Annotated in this window: 20 protein-coding genes; 13 read left to right on the top strand and 7 right to left on the bottom strand. The window is 45.8% G+C overall.

Annotated elements, in window-relative coordinates:
• Window positions 1-30: 30 nt before the first annotated feature.
• The 4 genes from OB236_RS21925 to OB236_RS21940 all read left to right on the top strand — a co-directional run bounded on the left by OB236_RS21925 (window position 31) and on the right by OB236_RS21940 (window position 4,202).
• Window positions 31-1,494: a L,D-transpeptidase gene (locus OB236_RS21925; RefSeq protein WP_262685884.1), complete on the top strand. Its 1,464-nt coding sequence runs from the start codon at window positions 31-33 to the stop codon at window positions 1,492-1,494.
• A 327-nt stretch (window positions 1,495-1,821) separates the two neighbouring features.
• Window positions 1,822-2,925 carry a quinone-dependent dihydroorotate dehydrogenase gene (locus OB236_RS21930; RefSeq protein WP_262685885.1) on the top strand — a complete coding sequence of 368 codons (1,104 nt, stop codon included), beginning with the start codon at window positions 1,822-1,824 and terminating at the stop codon, window positions 2,923-2,925.
• Window positions 2,926-2,940: 15 nt separating this feature from the next.
• Window positions 2,941-3,735, top strand: a complete 795-nt coding sequence (locus tag OB236_RS21935) for a GTP pyrophosphokinase (RefSeq protein WP_076229221.1) — start codon at window positions 2,941-2,943, stop codon at window positions 3,733-3,735.
• A 29-nt stretch (window positions 3,736-3,764) separates the two neighbouring features.
• Window positions 3,765-4,202, top strand: coding sequence for a DUF309 domain-containing protein (locus tag OB236_RS21940; protein ID WP_256711198.1), 438 nt, complete (start codon window positions 3,765-3,767; stop codon window positions 4,200-4,202).
• Between the two features lie 68 nt (window positions 4,203-4,270).
• On the opposite strand, the gene OB236_RS21945 is transcribed toward OB236_RS21940, so the two are convergent.
• On the bottom strand, window positions 4,271-4,780 hold the full coding sequence (locus tag OB236_RS21945) for a thioredoxin family protein (protein ID WP_262685886.1): 510 nt from the start codon (window positions 4,778-4,780) through the stop codon (window positions 4,271-4,273).
• 219 nt (window positions 4,781-4,999) lie between these two features.
• Between OB236_RS21945 and OB236_RS21950 the strand changes: the two genes are divergently transcribed.
• Both OB236_RS21950 and OB236_RS21955 read left to right on the top strand, forming a co-directional pair.
• On the top strand, window positions 5,000-6,541 hold the full coding sequence (locus OB236_RS21950) for an RsmF rRNA methyltransferase first C-terminal domain-containing protein (RefSeq protein ID WP_262685887.1): 1,542 nt from the start codon (window positions 5,000-5,002) through the stop codon (window positions 6,539-6,541).
• Window positions 6,542-7,285 carry a pseudouridine synthase gene (locus OB236_RS21955; protein WP_262685888.1) on the top strand — a complete coding sequence of 248 codons (744 nt, stop codon included), beginning with the start codon at window positions 6,542-6,544 and terminating at the stop codon, window positions 7,283-7,285. It abuts the gene before it with no gap.
• Between the two features lie 58 nt (window positions 7,286-7,343).
• Here the strand turns inward: OB236_RS21955 and OB236_RS21960 are convergent, their stop codons facing one another.
• Complete coding sequence (locus OB236_RS21960; RefSeq protein WP_083689114.1) at window positions 7,344-7,436, bottom strand: sporulation protein YjcZ; 93 nt, start codon at window positions 7,434-7,436, stop codon at window positions 7,344-7,346.
• Between the two features lie 258 nt (window positions 7,437-7,694).
• Between OB236_RS21960 and OB236_RS21965 the strand changes: the two genes are divergently transcribed.
• Window positions 7,695-8,480: a hypothetical protein gene (locus OB236_RS21965; RefSeq protein ID WP_262685890.1), complete on the top strand. Its 786-nt coding sequence runs from the start codon at window positions 7,695-7,697 to the stop codon at window positions 8,478-8,480.
• 107 nt (window positions 8,481-8,587) lie between these two features.
• Here the strand turns inward: OB236_RS21965 and OB236_RS21970 are convergent, their stop codons facing one another.
• On the bottom strand, window positions 8,588-8,986 hold the full coding sequence (locus OB236_RS21970; RefSeq protein WP_076229226.1) for a helix-turn-helix domain-containing protein: 399 nt from the start codon (window positions 8,984-8,986) through the stop codon (window positions 8,588-8,590).
• A gap of 177 nt (window positions 8,987-9,163) precedes the next feature.
• Here OB236_RS21970 and OB236_RS21975 point away from each other — a divergent pair, with 177 nt between their 5' ends.
• Both OB236_RS21975 and OB236_RS21980 read left to right on the top strand, forming a co-directional pair.
• Entirely contained in the window at window positions 9,164-9,376 is a 213-nt protein-coding gene (locus OB236_RS21975; protein ID WP_076229227.1) for a helix-turn-helix domain-containing protein, read from the top strand.
• 140 nt (window positions 9,377-9,516) lie between these two features.
• Entirely contained in the window at window positions 9,517-9,999 is a 483-nt protein-coding gene (locus OB236_RS21980; RefSeq protein WP_262685892.1) for a hypothetical protein, read from the top strand.
• Between the two features lie 60 nt (window positions 10,000-10,059).
• Here the strand turns inward: OB236_RS21980 and OB236_RS21985 are convergent, their stop codons facing one another.
• Window positions 10,060-11,229, bottom strand: a complete 1,170-nt coding sequence (locus OB236_RS21985; protein ID WP_076229229.1) for a GGDEF domain-containing protein — start codon at window positions 11,227-11,229, stop codon at window positions 10,060-10,062.
• 160 nt (window positions 11,230-11,389) lie between these two features.
• Between OB236_RS21985 and OB236_RS21990 the strand changes: the two genes are divergently transcribed.
• Window positions 11,390-12,520: a glycosyltransferase family 4 protein gene (locus tag OB236_RS21990; protein ID WP_262685894.1), complete on the top strand. Its 1,131-nt coding sequence runs from the start codon at window positions 11,390-11,392 to the stop codon at window positions 12,518-12,520.
• A gap of 107 nt (window positions 12,521-12,627) precedes the next feature.
• Here OB236_RS21990 and OB236_RS21995 read toward each other — a convergent pair whose 3' ends face one another.
• Both OB236_RS21995 and OB236_RS22000 read right to left on the bottom strand, forming a co-directional pair.
• Window positions 12,628-13,578, bottom strand: a complete 951-nt coding sequence (locus OB236_RS21995; RefSeq protein ID WP_262685896.1) for a DMT family transporter — start codon at window positions 13,576-13,578, stop codon at window positions 12,628-12,630.
• Window positions 13,579-14,321: 743 nt separating this feature from the next.
• Window positions 14,322-15,368, bottom strand: coding sequence for a YkvI family membrane protein (locus tag OB236_RS22000; RefSeq protein ID WP_262685897.1), 1,047 nt, complete (start codon window positions 15,366-15,368; stop codon window positions 14,322-14,324).
• Between the two features lie 77 nt (window positions 15,369-15,445).
• Here OB236_RS22000 and OB236_RS22005 point away from each other — a divergent pair, with 77 nt between their 5' ends.
• Window positions 15,446-16,162: a DedA family protein gene (locus OB236_RS22005; protein ID WP_305954284.1), complete on the top strand. Its 717-nt coding sequence runs from the start codon at window positions 15,446-15,448 to the stop codon at window positions 16,160-16,162.
• 52 nt (window positions 16,163-16,214) lie between these two features.
• Here the strand turns inward: OB236_RS22005 and OB236_RS22010 are convergent, their stop codons facing one another.
• Window positions 16,215-16,943 carry a DUF4309 domain-containing protein gene (locus OB236_RS22010; protein ID WP_262685899.1) on the bottom strand — a complete coding sequence of 243 codons (729 nt, stop codon included), beginning with the start codon at window positions 16,941-16,943 and terminating at the stop codon, window positions 16,215-16,217.
• 257 nt (window positions 16,944-17,200) lie between these two features.
• Between OB236_RS22010 and OB236_RS22015 the strand changes: the two genes are divergently transcribed.
• The gene (locus OB236_RS22015) at window positions 17,201-17,773 is read left to right on the top strand and encodes a xanthine phosphoribosyltransferase (RefSeq protein WP_262685900.1); all 573 of its coding nucleotides are present in this window, start codon (window positions 17,201-17,203) and stop codon (window positions 17,771-17,773) included.
• A gap of 100 nt (window positions 17,774-17,873) precedes the next feature.
• Complete coding sequence (locus OB236_RS22020) at window positions 17,874-18,197, top strand: hypothetical protein (protein ID WP_076229236.1); 324 nt, start codon at window positions 17,874-17,876, stop codon at window positions 18,195-18,197.
• Window position 18,198 lies beyond the last annotated feature (1 nt).

The following is an 18,198-nucleotide window of genomic DNA, read 5'->3' on the forward strand; positions in this document are numbered from 1 at the left end:
TGCAGTAAGTAGGTTGAAAGAAGGGATACCGTGAAACCAAAGGATCATGAGGAACAGCTGAGGCAATTTTTCAATAACAATACCTTGGACGATCAGATGCGACTGAAAAAATATGTGCGTGAGCATCCTACTAATAAAATGGCCTGGTACTTGTTGGGAAGGGAATATGATAGTCTGGGCAAACGTGGAAAAGCCTTGTACTGTTATGGACAAGCCGGTGAGATTTATGAAGCCTTTGAAAACCAAACGATTACAGTATCTCTTGAATCCCAGGAGGCGCTGGAGCAGCTGGATCGACGGGGCAAACGGAAACGCTGGCTGAGTCGTGCGCGGCTGGCAGTTTTGCTGGCCATGATTGTATTCGGGATCGCATACCTTCCTGCGTTTGCCCCTGCACCTGAGCCCGAGACGCAGACTGCTCTTCCGGCATTACCGAAGGATGTAAGTCTCGAACAGGTACAGCAAACCAAGGTGTATTACATAGCGGGTGCGAAAACGAAGGAGCGTGTAGGGGCGGCTTTACAGGAGATGCTGATTAAGGAGCGGATAAACAGCTACGCTATATTGGCATCGGGTAAACTGACAGAAGACGGCAAATGGATATCCTGGCTGCAGCCTCCCGACATTCTGCTTTCCGTCGAAGGCAAGCAGGATGCTGCCCAGCAGCAAATCCAATATCACGACGCAGAAAGCTGTCAATGCGTGCCGACAGAGGATTCGAAGCCCAAATCTATCTATCAGTCCTGGATGGGGCAGCGTGAGCAGGAAGTCGTGCTTCGTTCAGCTATAGATGCATACCGTCGTATGAATGGGAAGCTTCCTGAGAATCTGCAAGCTTTGAACCAGCCGCATCCGCAAAATATACTTCCCGGGGTTACTCCCTTCATGGAGCAGCTATATGAGCAGGATAAAGCCCAATTAACGGACACGGTTACTCCTCAGGGGAGCCCATCAGCATCAGGAACGCCAACAACGGTACCGCCAAGTCAAGGTTCTGGCTCTTCCGGGAATGGTCAAGAGGCGTCAGCGTCTGGACTTCAGAAGCCTCTTAAAGATCCACTGCGGATTATTGTGGATAAGACTAACCATCGACTGGCTTTGGTTAGTGGAACGATTATCGTCAGGAGCTATCCCGTTGGTTTGGGTGCAGATCGTACCCCTGAGGGAACTTTTGAAATAGCGGAGAAAGTAAGAAATCCGAATGGAAAATCGAACGGTGATTTTGGCAGCAGAGGCATGGGGCTTTCCAACCCTTTATACGCTATTCACGGAACGAATAAACCTAATAGCATAGGCAAGGATGAGTCATTAGGCTGCGTACGTATGTTGAAGGAAGATATCGAGGAATTGTTCGATATGGCACCGATCGGGACACCGGTTACGATTGGCAAGGGCTTGCTGCCCTCAGAGATAAAGCGTGGGGAGCCCGTCTTTACACTTCCCCTGACCAGCAATGAAACCAATCCGGGGAAAGTGTACAAATGGCTTGATTAGCTTGATGTAGATAAAAATAAAACGCTTTCCTAACGCAATAGAAGTAATAGAGCCATGGCAATGATCAGGGCAGCAAAAACGGAGCATACTATTATGATTCGTTTTTTGTTGACGGTATCCTGAGGTTTACGTTGTCGTAAATAAGTTGGTTTTTTTCGTTGCATAGGAGTCGCCCTGCCTTTTTGATGGATTTATGAATATTTTATCATACTGTAGCAGCGAACAAACAACATTTTGTATAGCCTCTGCTCTTTATTTTTCTTGCATAAAACGATAAACTGTTCAAAGAGAATAAGTTATCGTTTGTTTAAGGGAGAGACAATAGGAATGTTATACAGAAATATGTTAAAACCGCTGCTTTTTCGAATGGATGCGGAGAAGGCACATCATCTTACTATAGATGGGCTTCATACGGCTTCGACGATTCCAGGAGTTAATAGCTTGCTTGAAGGATTGTATGGGGTCAAGCAAACGGCAGCATTGGAATCAACGTTATGGGGAATTCATTTTGCCAATCCGATAGGACTGGCCGCAGGGCTCGACAAGAATGCGAAAGCAGTCGCCGGGTTTTCTAATCTTGGTTTTGGATTTATGGAAGTTGGCACCGTTACACCCAAACCTCAGGCTGGGAATGAGCTGCCGCGGTTGTTCAGACTTCCTGAGGACACCGCATTAATTAACCGCATGGGGTTTAATAATGTAGGCATTGATGTGATGGCCAAGCATTTGGAGCAGACTGCCAAACGTACAATCCCGGTTGCAGTGAATATCGGCAAAAATAAGCTGACACCAAACGAACACGCGGAAGACGACTATCGTGCTTGTATTACCAGATTGTATACGTACGGAGATTTTTTTGTAGTGAATATCAGTTCGCCCAATACACCGGATTTGCGCAGCCTTCAGCATGGTGACGATTTATCTCGATTGCTGGCTGCCGTTCAAGACGAGATGAAACTCCAGCATCAAAAGCATGGAGGAGCCGCGAAGCCGGTTTTGGTCAAAATAGCACCGGATCTTGGGACTGATGAAATTACTTATATGGTGCAAACGATTGTAGCAAGCGGGGTATCCGGGATCATTGCCTCGAACACGACGATTTCCAGAGAAGGTCTGACCCATCGTCATAAGGGAGAAGCTGGTGGACTCAGCGGTAAGCCGTTAACCGAACGTTCCACACAGCTTATTCATACTTTATATGAGCTTACGGAAGGCAAAATGCCGATTATTGGCTCTGGTGGTGTATTTACAGCCCAACATGCGTATGACAAAATATGTGCGGGAGCCAGTCTGGTAGAAATCTATACGGCTTTGATTTATGAGGGCCCCTCACTGGTAAGGCGATTGAATGAGGGTTTGCAACAATTGCTGCATAAGGACGGATTTGCTAACATTACGGAAGCAGTCGGTTCAGCACATCGGCATCGGTAAAATGGAGGGGTATGGATGGATGGACGCGATTGGAAAAAGTTTCTCATGCCTTATGACCAGGCTGTTGAAGAATTAAAGGTCAAATTCAAAACGTTACGCGGGGAATTGAAAAGCCGTGATGAATATTCACCAATCGAATTTGTGACCGGCAGAGTCAAGAAAATATCAAGCATCCTTGATAAGGCCAAGCGATTGAATGTTCCTATGGAGCAGTTGGAAACCGGGATTGAAGACATTGCCGGCATTCGCATCATGTGCCAGTTTGTGGAGGATATCGAGCGGCTGGCTAATTTGATTCGCGTCCGGCAGGATATGACGTTATTGTATGAAAAGGATTATGTACTGAACAAGAAACCAAGCGGCTATCGCAGCTACCATATGATATTGGAATATCCCGTACAAACGGCGCTTGGGATGAAAAGGGTGCTGGCTGAGGTTCAGATCCGTACATTGGCTATGAATTTCTGGGCCACTATCGAGCATTCTCTGAACTATAAATACCGGGAGAGTTTGCCACCGGAGGTTATCAAACGACTCAGTAAAGCTGCCGAGGCAGCCTATTTGCTGGATCAGGAGATGAGCAGCATCCGTGATGAGATTATGGAAGCGCAGCAGCTGTTCGAGGATAATTCGAATATTGTATCGCGAATACTCAACGGGATACAGGAGCTGTATTTTTACCATCGGGTTCGTGAAGCCGTACAATTTCAATTTCGGTTTAACGAGCATTGGGAGACTGAGGATATCAGATATTTGAGGGAGCTGTCCATGGAGATTGATGATGCTATCACTCGTGCCAAAAAAGGATAGCGGCTTCATAAGAAATGGAGGTGCTTCCATTGACTGCGAGGCCGGAATATGACCGATTGTACGTGAAATTCATCTATTATTTTAATGTGGAACGCGATTATTTTGAGTGCCATGAGGTGATGGAAGAGCTCTGGCTTGAGGAAGGAAGGGCTCCTTTATACCAAGGACTGCTTCAGGTAGCCGTTGGTTTGTATCATCATCGGAATGGAAATGTGAGTGGAGCGATCAAGCTATTCACAGCGGCACTGGAGAAGCTGGCGGGTCGCCAAGCGGAGGTAATGGGGATCGACCTGGCTCTGTTGGTCGCGGATAGTCAGCGTTACTTGCAGCAGCTGGAACGAATGGCTGAACAGCCGTTCACATTCTATGACTTGAACATTAGGGTCATCGATCCGAATTTGGACGAAGCGGTAGGGGTTCTTATAGCCAATCCGCCAATACCTGGTGTTGAGGAAGAAGAGCATTGATGCTGTCCATAGCGTACTGTCCAGACCTAATTATAAAAAAATAGAGCAGGAGCTTTCGCTCATCTGCTCTATTTGGCTTTGTACTTTTGCAAAAATTGTTTGAAGGAGTCCGAATTGTAACCCTGCTGACCGGCTTCAGCGATACCGCCAACCATCCGCTCCACTTCTTTACCTGCTTTATAATAGATCAGAGTAGGTGTGGATTGAATATTGTATTTGCTCCAGCCATCTTTGAATTCTTCAAGATTAAACTGTTTGACATCGATTCCCAATTCCTTGCTCAGCGGGGCCAGAACCGGAGTTGTTCTTTTGCAGTGCGGGCAGGTAGAGGCAAAGTAATATACAAAAAAGTCTTCTTTGGCGTTCAGCTTTTTATCTAGCTCTGCCGGCAAAATGATATTCTGATAATTGGGATCATCAAGCTGCTTGACGGTTTCAGGATTCATTTTGTCGGGTGCCATGCCGTATACATTGTTGGCGAATTTGCTATTCTTGGCTTTGTCCGATTGTTGGTTCACGACATATAACCCTGCGAAAAGTACAACAATGATGGATAAGTAAATCGCAATCTTTTTCATTCAGGTATAATCCTCTCTACTTGTGAATTCTATCATTATATGATAAATCATTTGGCTATCCAAGGATTTCGATAAAAGGATCGTGATTTCCTGCTGCTGTTTCCTTCAAAAATGAATGAATTATGACATGTTGCAGCATCCAGCTATAAGAAATATAATAGGTACAGTTCACGAGCTCGGCTGCATTCATCTATGATACTAAGGAAAGTTGGACACCTATTGACAGAAAGTGATGGAATACAAGGCAGGTATTTACCTGCGGAATTTGTGGCTAGAATGAGCTCGCTGTTGGGAGAGCAGTACCCGGCGTTCATTGCTTCCTATGACAAACCCAGAGTGTATGGACTCAGGATTAATACCTTAAAGTGTACTACGGAGCTGTTCTTAAAGCTGACCTTATTACAGCTAAGATCAATTTCGTGGGCATCCAGTGGTTTTTATTATGAAGAGGACAGCAGACCGGGCAAGCATCTCCACTACCACACCGGTTTATATTATATTCAGGAACCCAGTGCAATGGCGCCAGTAGAGCTTCTGGACGTTCAGCCTGGTGAACGGGTACTTGATTTATGTGCAGCGCCTGGAGGGAAGTCTACACAAATCGCAACTAAGCTTGCGGGTCAAGGTATGCTGGTGACGAACGATATTCATTCCGATCGTGTGAAGGCACTGGTCAAAAATATTGAGCTGTCAGGAGTACGGAACGCCGTCGTATTGAACGAGCAGCCAGAAAAGCTTAAGCATAACTTTGCGCATTTTTTTGATAAAATATTAATTGATGCACCCTGCTCTGGTGAGGGGATGTTCCGTAAGGAAGCGGATATGGCCAAAGCCTGGGAGCCTGATTGGGTAGAACGTTACGCCGTTATGCAGAGAGAGCTGTTGGACCAAGCGGCTTCTATGCTACGATCGGGAGGTCGTATGGTCTATTCTACCTGTACGTTTTCATTGGAAGAAAATGAGGCGATGATCGCTGAATTTCTGGATAAGCACCCCGAATTCATGGTAGTGCCTGTGGCGGCTGTGGATGGATTATCTCAGGGATATGACACAGAACTATCCGGACAGCTTAATAGCTTCTCAGATCGTGCGAGAGAGGCTGTAAAAGGGACGGTAAGACTGTGGCCTCATCAGCTGGAAGGCGAAGGGCATTTTGTGGCTGTACTGCTGCATAATGGAATTGCCAGCGCCGCTGCTCAACCAGAAGCGAATCTTCAGTCCGCGGCAGCTCGTCCGACCATGAAACCGAACAAGTCTGCCAGGTCGTTAAAGGGCAAGCATTCTCCTAGCTTACAGTCAGCTGGTAAGCAGCAGTCTGAGGTTGATTTGCAGCTGTTGTATCGTTTCATGACTGAACATGCTCCGGAAGTAGGGATTTCACAAGTAACGCTGCATGGCGAGCATGTTTATGCATCACCGATCGGATTACCAGATCTAAGTGGCATTCGCATCATTCGTCCTGGATGGTACATCGGTACATTAAAAAAACAGCGATTTGAACCCTCCCATGCGATGGCTATGGGGCTCAGTAAAGAGGATGCCGTTCGTACGATTGAACTGGAAGCCACATCTGCTGCCGCAGCCCGATATTTGAGGGGAGAGACGCTGGAGGTGGCCGAATCTGCCATTCAGAGGCGTAATCATGACATTGCATTCAAAGGTTATTGCCTCGTTCTTATCGATGGTTTTCCTGTAGGCTGGGGCAAATGGCAGGATGGTATATTGAAGAATGAATATCCCCCGGGTTGGAGGTGGACATAATTGAAGCAAACAATGCGTCTGGAAAAGCTGTTGGCTCATGCTGGCCATGGCACACGAAGTGAAATCAAACGAATGGTCAAGAATGGTCTTATTCAAGTCAATGACCGTCCGATCAAGGATGGAGGGATGCAGGTTCATCCGGAGCAGGATCGGATCACTGTGGACGGACAAATCGTACGTTACCGTGAGTTTATGTATCTGATGCTGAACAAGCCGCAAGGCGTCATTTCAGCGACAGAGGATAGCCGTGAGCGAACCGTACTGGATCTGCTGGATGAATCGTATGCCCATTATGAGTTATTTCCTGTTGGGCGTCTGGACAAGGATACAGAGGGCTTGCTGCTGCTGACCAATGATGGTAAGCTTGCGCATAATTTACTTTCACCCCGCAAGCATGTGGCCAAAATGTATTTTGCCGAGGTGGATGGTTTGGTAACGGTGAAGGACCAGGAGATTTTCCAAAGCGGAGTGACTCTGGATGACGGATACCTCACCATGCCGGCCCAGTTGAATATTTTGGAAGCCGGTGATCCTGATAAAGGTGTCGTTGCCAAAATCGAGCTGACGATTCAGGAAGGTAAATTTCATCAAGTGAAACGGATGTTTGAAGCTGTTGGCAAACGGGTCGTGTTTCTCAAAAGAATTTCCATGGGAACGCTGCTGCTAGATGAGTACTTGGCGCCCGGCGCTTATCGCGAACTGACGGAGATCGAGCTTGCCCAATTACAGCTTGCCCACGTATAAAGGCAAAAAGACCGAATGACTGTGATTGCACAGCATATCGGTCTTTTTTTGAGCGGGCTTACAACCAACCAGCGCTGAGAATGATGACTAACAAGATGTATAATACAAGAATAGCACCAGTACTCGTGTGCAAACCTCCGATTGCAGACATGCTGATTCCTCCCATACTCCATATTGAACAGTCAACAATTGGGTAGAACGAGTACGCTTCACAAGGGTGGTCAAATACGTACGTTGGAATTACTTGCCCTACCTTTCAATGGTCTACATCTTAATATGACAAAGATCATGCTTGGCATGGACATTTATCCTGATGATTCATATTTTGGGCGGGATGGGACACGCTAATCATTGATGGTTTCTGACATCTGGCAACCACACATATCAAGTCCATTGGAGGCGAGCTTGGATGACCGATGTTTGGCTTAGAACCGATTTGAAGACAGCGAGTGGAGAAGTAAACGACATTATGTGGAAACATCAATGTATCGGAATTATGACGCTCGTTTATCGTGAGGCAGACCGGATTACCGGGGCCGTCCAATTGGAGCAAGCGGTATATCCCGAACATGCCAGACAGCAGGTAATTACCTTTGTACAAGCGCACCTGGAGTCCTTAACCTATGCATTAGGTGCCCGAACTTGTGAGGTAACTGTATCTTACAGCGAGCTTGATCCACTCTTTTTTGCAAGCATGGAGAAATCAGACTGGGTCGACGTTGAGGAAGATTATGACTACGACTATGACTGGATGGAATACGAACGCTTTGAGGATGAAAATGCCGAAGAACAAAATGAATATGTGATGGGCTTAGAAGGTTCAATTCATGACGAAGAAGCTGCTGTTGAACGATATTCGGCACCTTCGGCTTCGGCAGCGTTAGTCGATGAGGATGAACGAGATTATACGGTGGTTCGTACCAAAGGCAATGGCGATACGTATATCTTCGAAATTTACCAGCAGTCACACGGGGGGTTGCCAATCGGGAGAGCTACGATTGATGCCAGCTATCGTCAGCTGCAAGGATTTATCGATTTTCGTGAGCCGGGAGATTCCGTGGATCGCGAGTCGATTGCGAAGCTGATGATGCAGGAAATGGACAAGGAAAAAGATTTTGAATCCTTCAATCTCATTATGCTGTATCAAAATCAACCATTTGAAGAAATCAATTACGAAGCAGATTGGGTTCACTAGTTTGCAAAATTACAACCAGCCCGAGGGTTCGGATTAAGGACTGTAAGAGCCTTAATCTGCGCCTTCGGGCTGGTTTGTTTAATTGTTAATTAAAGCGGAACGACTGCTTAGACTTCAGTTTTCTCATCTTTCTTTTTGTCTTTCCAAAACAAGACGGTCAACATCCGTTCTATCCATTCCTTATCCTGCTCGGTGAGTTCAACACCATCAAAGCTCAATTCATTATCACGTAAAAATCGTCTCAGGTTCACACGAGGTTTTACATAATCCTTGCTGCGCTCACTATCTTGGGGCTGCTCCAGATAACCGGCGATCTCCATCAAGTTGGAGTAGGGGGTATTCAAACCCTCTGATAGCTTCATCAATACATCCGGAGAAGGCACTCCACGATTGCCATTTTCCATTTGGGAAATGTAGGCTGAAGACACGCCGGAGCGATCCGCCAATTCGCGAATAGTAAAACCTTTCAATTTGCGCATATCGCGCAGCTGCTCATAAAAATTCATAAGGGACACCTGCATTTTCATAAGTAAACAATGGTTAACATTGATATAATATCAGTAAACTTCTGTAATTTCAACGCTCACACAAATGTATTCAAAAGTAAATAAAATATTTCCAAAAGTAAAATATAATGATAATATGGGAAATAGAAGGAAAAGAGGGGGAGTGACTACTTACAGATGAAAAGAATTCGTACCAATACCAATGCTTTTGTGAGAGCCCGAGTATTCAAAGGCTTGTCCCAACGAGAGCTGGCCAAGCAGTCGGGTCTGAGTCCTTCTTATATCAGCCTTTTGGAGCGTTCTGTGAAGTCAGTTGGTCCCGGCACGGCCAAGAAGCTCAGTGAGCTTCTGGAGCAGCCACTCGATGCATTGTTTGTCATTGAACAGTAAATCAATAAGCTGGCATAGTGAAGCGGCTGGTGGAATTCGCATCCCTAATCATATTGCGTTATAATAGGTACGAGGTTTGAAAAATATAACCTCTGGGAATCATATTCCTGACAACTTAGAAGAAAGGGAGGAGATATTCTTTGCGCCAACTTATTATACTAGTCGCTGCTTTGACCATCATCCTTTCCGGATGCACGAAAGACACGACACCAGCAGCAAAACCAGGAGAGGTTACGACACCTACTACACCAGTGCCCGCACCGACACCGGCTCCTACAACGACGACACCAGCACCAAGCACAGCAACGCCACCTGCGGCAGGTACAACGACACCTCCGGCTACAACTCCACCAACTGGAACTACGCCAGCGGCACCTGAGGTTCCAAGACCAGATGGGGCAAAGGAGCAGCCCACTGCTACATTGAGTCAATTAGAAAAAGTCGAATTTGGAATGACATATGATGAGGCAGCTAAAGTCATGGGTCAAATGGGGAAATTGATTAGCGAATCGCAGGACGATGGCGGCGTTAACAAAATACAAACCTATGAGTATAAGACTAAAGAAGGAACTTCTATTAAAGTAACGTTCCGTAACGGCAAGGTATCCAGTACATCCGGATAATTGTAAATAAACAAAAGGGCGAAGGTGCATGACCATGCATCCTCGCCCTTTTGTTTGTTGTCATGCGTAAGCGATGACTTTGTTTTTACCGGTCGTTTTGGCTTTATACATCGCCTCATCCGCTTGCTTGATGAGCTCGTCAGCACCGATGCCCTTACTGTAACAGCTAAAGCCTACACTCACGGTTACGATCGTCTCAGCTTCCACCCGCGCCCGAATTTTTTCAGCGATTTCAGACGTTTCATCTTTGTCGCCAATAACCATCACCACAATTTCTTCACCGCCATAACGGCCGCAAATTCCATCGGGTTCAGCAACCTCCTTGGCGATCTGAGCCACCTGCTTGAGCACCTGATCGCCCATATGGTGCCCCTTGGTATCATTAAGCTTTTTGAAGTTATCGATATCACTGAAAATGACGGATACCTTAATATGCTGCGCTAGATGCTGGTTCACACGATTGTAATAAAATTTGCGATTATAAAGTCCCGTCAATCCATCACGGATCGAAGAATTATAAATCGCCTGCATCATTTCAATAATACGTTCGAAAATAAACAGGAACAGCACAATATGAAAGGCCATGGGAAACAATTGTTCAAGCTTGGTGAGAACCCCCTGGGTCCCGTTAAACAAATACTTGTTCGTCATGTAAATCATATGTGAGCAAAAGTAAAGAGTCAGCATAAGCTGGAACTTGCCATTTTGCCCTATTCGTGGATTAACGAGCATGAAGCTGACAAAAATGATCACGAACATGAATAGTTCCAGACCGAGCGGCTGAAGCTGTTTAATCTGCTCTGGACTGCCCTCAAAGCTGCCAGGAATATACCAGTAAGTAGCTGCAACGAGCGCCATGATGCCACAGATGACTCCAATGATGATTCCATCTTTGGCCTTTGTAGGATTGTAAAGCTGAAAAATACCGATATTGACCAATAAAAAAGCCGATGCTTTCAAAATGAGTGCAATGAATACCGCCGTCTCATTCGGGGTCGGATACAATTGAAACTGAATCAACTGCCCATACTGTGCGATCAGAATAACTAATGACAACATCATGGAAAGATAACCGATCTTTCTGCGATTGACCAGCAACCGAAAGGAAACGAGCAGGGTCAGCAGCAGAATAACGACAATAATCGTGTAAGAAATAATGGTTCCCAAAGTCCCGATCCACAAATCTGATAAATTTAGCGCATTCATTAGTGATATAAGCCTCGCATTCATGGAGAGATATCCTTTATTATAGAAACGTACATTCGTTTTGGTCAACATTCTTCTTTTCGCGAATACGCTTGTAGTGGTCATACATACCTGATACGATATCATTGATGCAGGCATATGTCATAAAATTTAAAATTAAGATGTGATACTACGGAGGGCACTCATGAATATATTACAAGCATTATTTTTTCCGCCAGAGCAGCCGGGTGGCGTATCTTCCATGATTCCTTTCATTCTGGACCGGTTTAACAAGCGTGGTTGGGAGATGGAGCTCTTTTCACTTCCGAAACGGGTACGAGGCAAGGGAACTGAGCCGGTAAAATTTGCAACCTTCGATTGGGAAATGTACGCGGGCAATCCGATTGTCGATAAATATATTCAAACCTATAAGGATTATGTATGGTGGACGAAGCTTCGGATTACCAAATCCTATGATGTGATTCATGCTCACCATCCTATTGTAGGACTCGTGATGAAGCAGCTGTATCCGGACACTCCGGTCATTATGACGGTGCATTCCAGTTATGAGAAGGAGCTTATCCTTAATGGTAAAATAGAGCCAAATGGAGTTGAGCATGCATTCCTGACCTCGATCTACTGTGAGCTGGAAGATAAGGTGGATCAACTGCTCACCGTGTCGAATTCCTTCAAGCAATATTTGGGTGAATTTGTACAGGAACCCGAGCGCATAGGTGTCATACCTAACGGATTTGACGAAAAACGGTTTCGTCCGGTTCCTCATGAAAACAAAATCCCCCAGCTGATTACGGTATGCCGTTTAGTTCCGGCCAAAGGCATAGATATATTGCTGCTTGCCTGTGCAGAACTGAAAAAGAGCGGGCAAGCTTTTGTTCTGCATCTCATTGGCGATGGACCGATTCGACCTGAGCTTGAACAGATGGCCATTGAACTGAATATTTACGAGGAAATTATTTTTTATGGCTATATGCTGCATCCCGAGGACTTTATGCCGTTTTTTGACGTGTTCGTCCTGCCCTCCCGTGCGGAGTCCTTCGGTTCGGTTTTTGCCGAGGCTGCGTTGTGCGGGCTTGCCTTAATCGGGACCGATGTTGGCGGTATTCCTGAGCAAATCATTCACGGGCAAAATGGTCTGCTTGTACCTGTCGACGATGTGGCTGCATTAACGAATGCTCTGGAAAAGGTGACAGGTGATCCAACCTATCGCTACAATCTAAGCCGTATCGCATGGGATAAAGCCAAAAATACGTATTCCATGTCTCGTGTGGTTCAACAGCTGAAGACGGTTTACAGGAGCTACCGAAAAGAAGAATAGTTGTTTACTATCGACATGACAAATAAACTGCCATCACCAGGATGCAGTTTATTTGTCGTGTCGATAACGTTAGCCCTGGATAAATGAATTCACTGTCTCTTGTGCCGTTAGCCAGCCAAACGGAGCACGATAATGCCGATCAGAGCAAGAGATAGACCAGATGTCTCCAACGGACTAAAACGTTCCTTAAGTCCAAATCGAGCGTATAACAATACGAGAATGACGTTCATCGCAATTACTGCAGATACAAGTCCGGTTACCCCCAGCTTAAAGGCAGGCATGACCAGCATCATGCCGGATATATTGGTCAGGCCAATGACAAGGCCCCACAATAAGGTCTTGGCTGTGCTCCACAAGACTGGAGTGTTAAGCTCCGCTGCTGCTTGACTGAAATGTGAGGCCTCAGCCGGGTCCTTACCTGAAGGATTCGCTTCAACAGCCGCCGCCGTTTCTCTCTGGATAACCGACAGCCTTCGCTTGTTAAGCAGCCATGCAATACCGAACAGGATTGTGCCTGTTATATACATGGCGGTCAGGGTGGGCAGAATTTCTGCGCCGAGCAGGGTAGCTTGCTTGGAGGATAAATCGGTTAACCCGAAGCCAAGCATGGCTAGAGCTCCCCAGCCAGCACCTTTGAGATTTCTCCACGATATATCATTGGAATAACGGATTAATAACAGACCCAAAACGATAATAACAAAGGAGAGCGATTGCCAAAGACTCAGCTTTTCCCCCCATATCAGGTAGGCTGCTATCACGACTACAACGGGGGGGAGTCCGGTAAACATGGCCACCAATGATGCTTTGCCTACAGCAAAGCCGCGGTACATGGAGGCATTGGATATAAAGGAGAACAAGCCCATAAGGACGCCTATCCAAGCTCCTAACGACCCAGGCTGCCCTACGATCAGGTTAGCGGTGAATGCGATGATTGATCCAGACAAATAAACGCCCAGCAGCAGTAAATTACGGTCAATGGGACGCTGCGATGTCCATTGATACAAGATGCCTCTTAAACCGAAGCAGACCGCTGAAGCGGCTGCAAACACAAACCACATGACACAACGCTCCTCGTAAATTGAAAACTTTCTCATAAACTGATTGCTTTTTTGGGTGTAACTAAATACTATAGTATATAGGAATTCGAACGGGGGCGCAATGATGGAGCCGAAGCAGCACAGAGAAAGGGAAATCACCTACCACATTGGCTGGAAACGGGGAGTTATTACTTCGTATACAAGGCAAACGGCTGAGCCAGCAGCGGAAATCCCGTGGGTGCACCGCTTTAATAGAGCATTTGTGTGGGGGCACGCCGGCACATACCCTATGGGTATCATGCTGGCGCTATTATGGATATTTCCAATTTTAACTTTTACTTGCACCTTATGGCTTATACATGTATTATCTATGCAGTCACAGTGAATGAAGATAGAGAGGTGTTTAGGAAATGAACCAGACATTGGCCATAATAGCCGGGTTGATTGGGCTATTGGTAACCGGATCTGCGGTGCTGATGGCTTGGCTCACCATGAATCAGCTTCAGGAAAGACGCAAGCAAGAGACGGTGAATGGCAAACTTCTGGATGGCAGCTTTCGGCATTTACTGAGGTGGACTTATTTTGATTACGCTTTAATTGGTGTTTTTACGATTGGAAGCTTGTTTCTTTTAGCTGATGTGCTGGCCGTGATTCGTGATGCCCAGAGCTACCCTTTGTACCATTACGGATATCTGGTATGCGGCTTTGTATTCATGCTTTTTGGGATGCTGTTTATGGTGCTGAGGTTATCCCTTGTCCTCTCATTAGTTCGTGTGGAATCCACGCTTTCTGGGCCAGATAAGCATGAACATCCAGGCAAGGCTGAACAGCCCGAAGAGCGGATACAAGGTGGCGAGGAGCGATTTAAACCCAAACTGACTGATTATATAGGTAAATAATAATAGAGAAAGCACGATCCATACGCGTGAAATTTGGAGATGCTGCTCCATTTGTCTGGATATTCCAAACAAATCAGCAATATAGGTAGTGAAGATTTCACCGTAGATGACGCATGCAAAAAGCAGCTGCCATACCCACCCTATACTGGAAATGAGCTGTCCCATCGGTATATCGAATTGAGCAATGCCAGGCATTTGAGCTGATAAGGCGAAGTGTCCAGCCAAGAGCATCAGTCCGATGATCAGTCCTCCCGTTACTCCGCCCCAATATAGCGTATGACGATCCTGAATTTGGCCGCCGAGAGGGACGAGCACTCCCTGTGCCATCGATAGATTAAAAGCAGCGTACAGCAGGGGAGAAAGACCGGTTTGTCCGAGGCTGAAGTCAGAGGTAAGCTCCAGCCAGTTACCAGAGCCGGGCAAGCTCCAAGTGTGCCAAACCACCATTCCGATAAAACAGAGCATGAGCGGTACGACAACAGAGTTCACGGCCATAATGGCTTGCATACCTTTAGTCAAAATCAAATAGGATAAGCACAACGTAATGAACAATCCCCACTGATAAGGCAAATGGAACTGTTCTTCAAACACCGATCCGGCACCCGCAAGCATGACAGAGGAGACGCCCAGCATCGTAAAAAGTGTAAACAGATTGGTCCACCTGCCGATAGAACGCCCGAATAAGAAAGTATTCATATCCTCATAGGAACGGGCTTTAAGATCATGAGCAAGCAGCATCAGCTTGATCCCGAGCGAAACAAACAATAAAGTAGACAGGCAGATACTTAGGGTAGCAGGCCAACCGTATCTGGTGAAAAACTGCAATATTTCCTGACCCGTTGCAAACCCGGCACCCACAACTGTACCGGCGTAAGTAAAACCAACTTGTATGATGCGTCCAAGCTTTCTCATGCAATGATGTCCACCCTTCATACAGCTTGTTCTATGCAGAACAGTACAAGGTATGAATGACTGGATGATATCATGACATGAATTTGGGTAATTGGCGCACTTCTGTTAAAATAGATGATGTCCACTTGATTATGAATGCCAATTTATTCGTTATACCATATCTTATGCTGGAGCGTGTCCTGGTGCTGGATGAAATCTTACTACTAATTGAAAGTTATGGGTATATCGCTCTATTTGGTTTACTGGCTGTTGGGATTGTGGGTATACCTATTCCTGATGAAATTCTTATGACGACTGTGGGTTCTTTGACTACGATTGACGGGCCGCTTTCTTTTGGGAAATCACTTTTGGCCAGCTTTGCGGGTACGATGGTTGGAATGATAGTCAGCTACTACTTGGGAAATACAGTTGGCAAGCCCTTTTTATATAAATACGGAAAATGGGTGAAGTTAACGCCTGAGAGGCTGGATCTTGTCGAAAGCTGGTTTAAAAAATACGGTCTGTGGACGGTTGTGTTCGGTTACTATATACCGGGTATAAGGCACTTTACTTGCTATTGGGCAGGTGTAAGTGGTGTGAAATTATGGCGTTATCTGTTGTTTGCAGGATGCGGAGCGCTCATATGGTGTATGACATTTTTGACCTTGGGGCATTTTATTGGAGTGAACGCGCCGAGAATTATGGGGGTCGTTCATCATTATTTGGGGATAACCGGTATTATCATTGCTGTAGTAGTCGTTGTGGGGCTAATTATTTATTGGCGTGTCCGGAAAACCAAATCTCTCACCAAGTAACATAAAGAAAAAGCCAAGACCGGAGAAATCCGATTAAGGCTTTTTCTTTGTGTTACTCCTGAAGGGTGAACAACTTGATCGAGTTCACTTTATCGGTTTTGGGATCGATATCAAGCTTGAGGACGGCACCTGTCGATTTGTAGGTTAAGACAAAGCTAGTATTGGTATCGGGCTTGCCTAACGCTTCATAGACCTGGCTTGTCGATTGCCCTAATTTCAGCCCATTCAATCCAGGATTGATTTCGGCGCTACGAATGTCGATGAAGGTTAGTTGATTCTTTTTGTTAAATCCGACTAGAAAGTCCTTGTAATCAAGTACAGTTATCGGATCCGTATCCTCATCCATCACGAATTGCTCAGAGGGTTTGCCATAACGAGTCGTGACGCCTTCCTTCGAGCTATTCAAGGTTAATCCGAGCAGCGTTGGCTTTGCCTGATTGTAGGGGTCACGAATGTCGATCTTAGGCTTAGCAGGTGCAGGTTTGACCTCGCTAACCGATGGTTCCGACTTGACCGCAGGCTCCACGCTTGCCAAGGATACTTTGTCACTGGCGTTGGACGCTGCAGGAGGCGTAGCAGGTGCTGGTTCGTCAATAGCCGCAGGCGACGATGGAGAAGTAGGTGTAGGCTCTGCAAGTGTTAAGGGCTGAGGTGTCATATCCTGCGTACCGGGTTGATGCTGATGTGCGGACTCGGATGTCGGATAGGTGCAGCCTGATAATAGTAAGATGAGGACGATAGTAGCTGGCGACAAGGTATGTAATTTGGATTTCGTTGTCATCTGCATCCTGCCTTCCATTAAGATGTGAAACCAATCTAATCATACTCTGTACAGGGGACCAGAACAAAGCGTAAATTTGACCAATTCCAGACAATTTGGAAAAAAACTGCTGTTTTGTGGCACTATATACTGTATCTGACGTATTACCCCCTCAGAAAGTTTCGAAACTTACAAAAGTTTATTGATGTGGGACTTGAAACGCGGAATATCATTATGATAAGTTAACGAGTAAGGATTTTTCGGATGGAGGATATGAGATGGAATTATTAAAGCAGCGTATACGAGAGGTTGGCCAAGTTCTTTCCAATGAAGTGATCAAGCTGGATGCCATATTGAATCATGCGGTGGACCCTGTGCTCACAACAGCGATGGGTAAGGAATTTGCCACTATATTTGCCGAAGAGGGTGTAACGAAAATATTGACGATTGAATCGTCAGGGATTCCCATTGCTTTTGCGGCAGCACAGATTTTGAATGTACCTATGGTGTTTGCCCGTCGTAAAAAACCGGTCAGCTCAGACACGACCGAAATTTACAGTGAGCGTGTTCCGTCTTTTACCAAAGGCTTTGTTACCGATATTATGGTAGCTCGCGAGTTTTTATCTGCAGAGGATCGTATCCTGTTGATCGATGATTTTATTGCGAATGGAGACGCGGCGAGAGGGCTGATCCGTATTATTCGCAGATCAGGAGCCCATTTGGTAGGGGTAGGTATTGCTGTTGAGAAAACGTTCCAGGCTGGCGGACGAACAATCAGGGAGTCGGGAATCAGAGTTGAATCGCTGGTAAGCATCGCTTCAATGGAGCATGGAAACATTATTTTCGAATAATTTTCGTGTTGGGATGAATAATTTTCAAAGTTGGAAAGCCTTCCATCTGAACGCATTTTCATTTATAATACTATTATGCATAAGAGAGGAGGCATTTGCTATGGGGAATGAAATTCCAAACGATTTTTTCATGACCAAGTTAAGCGAAGCGAAAATTCACTTTGAACGTGCCCTCGATTGTAAACATACAGAATTTGATGATCTGTATCCCTATATGATTGAACATCCTCAATTTTTTTGGTACAAAAGATATGTGGCATGGTCCGAGCTGTTGACCATCGTGAAGTTGTGCAATGAGCTTGGGGTAGAGTGGCAGCAGAATTTTTCCGAACAGCAAGTTGATTACATCAGCAAGCGCGTAATGTCGAGCAAGGTATTGGATTACTGGTTTGAAACCAATGATTCCAAAGAACATGTCAGCTAAT

The organism is Paenibacillus baimaensis (genome assembly GCF_025567575.1).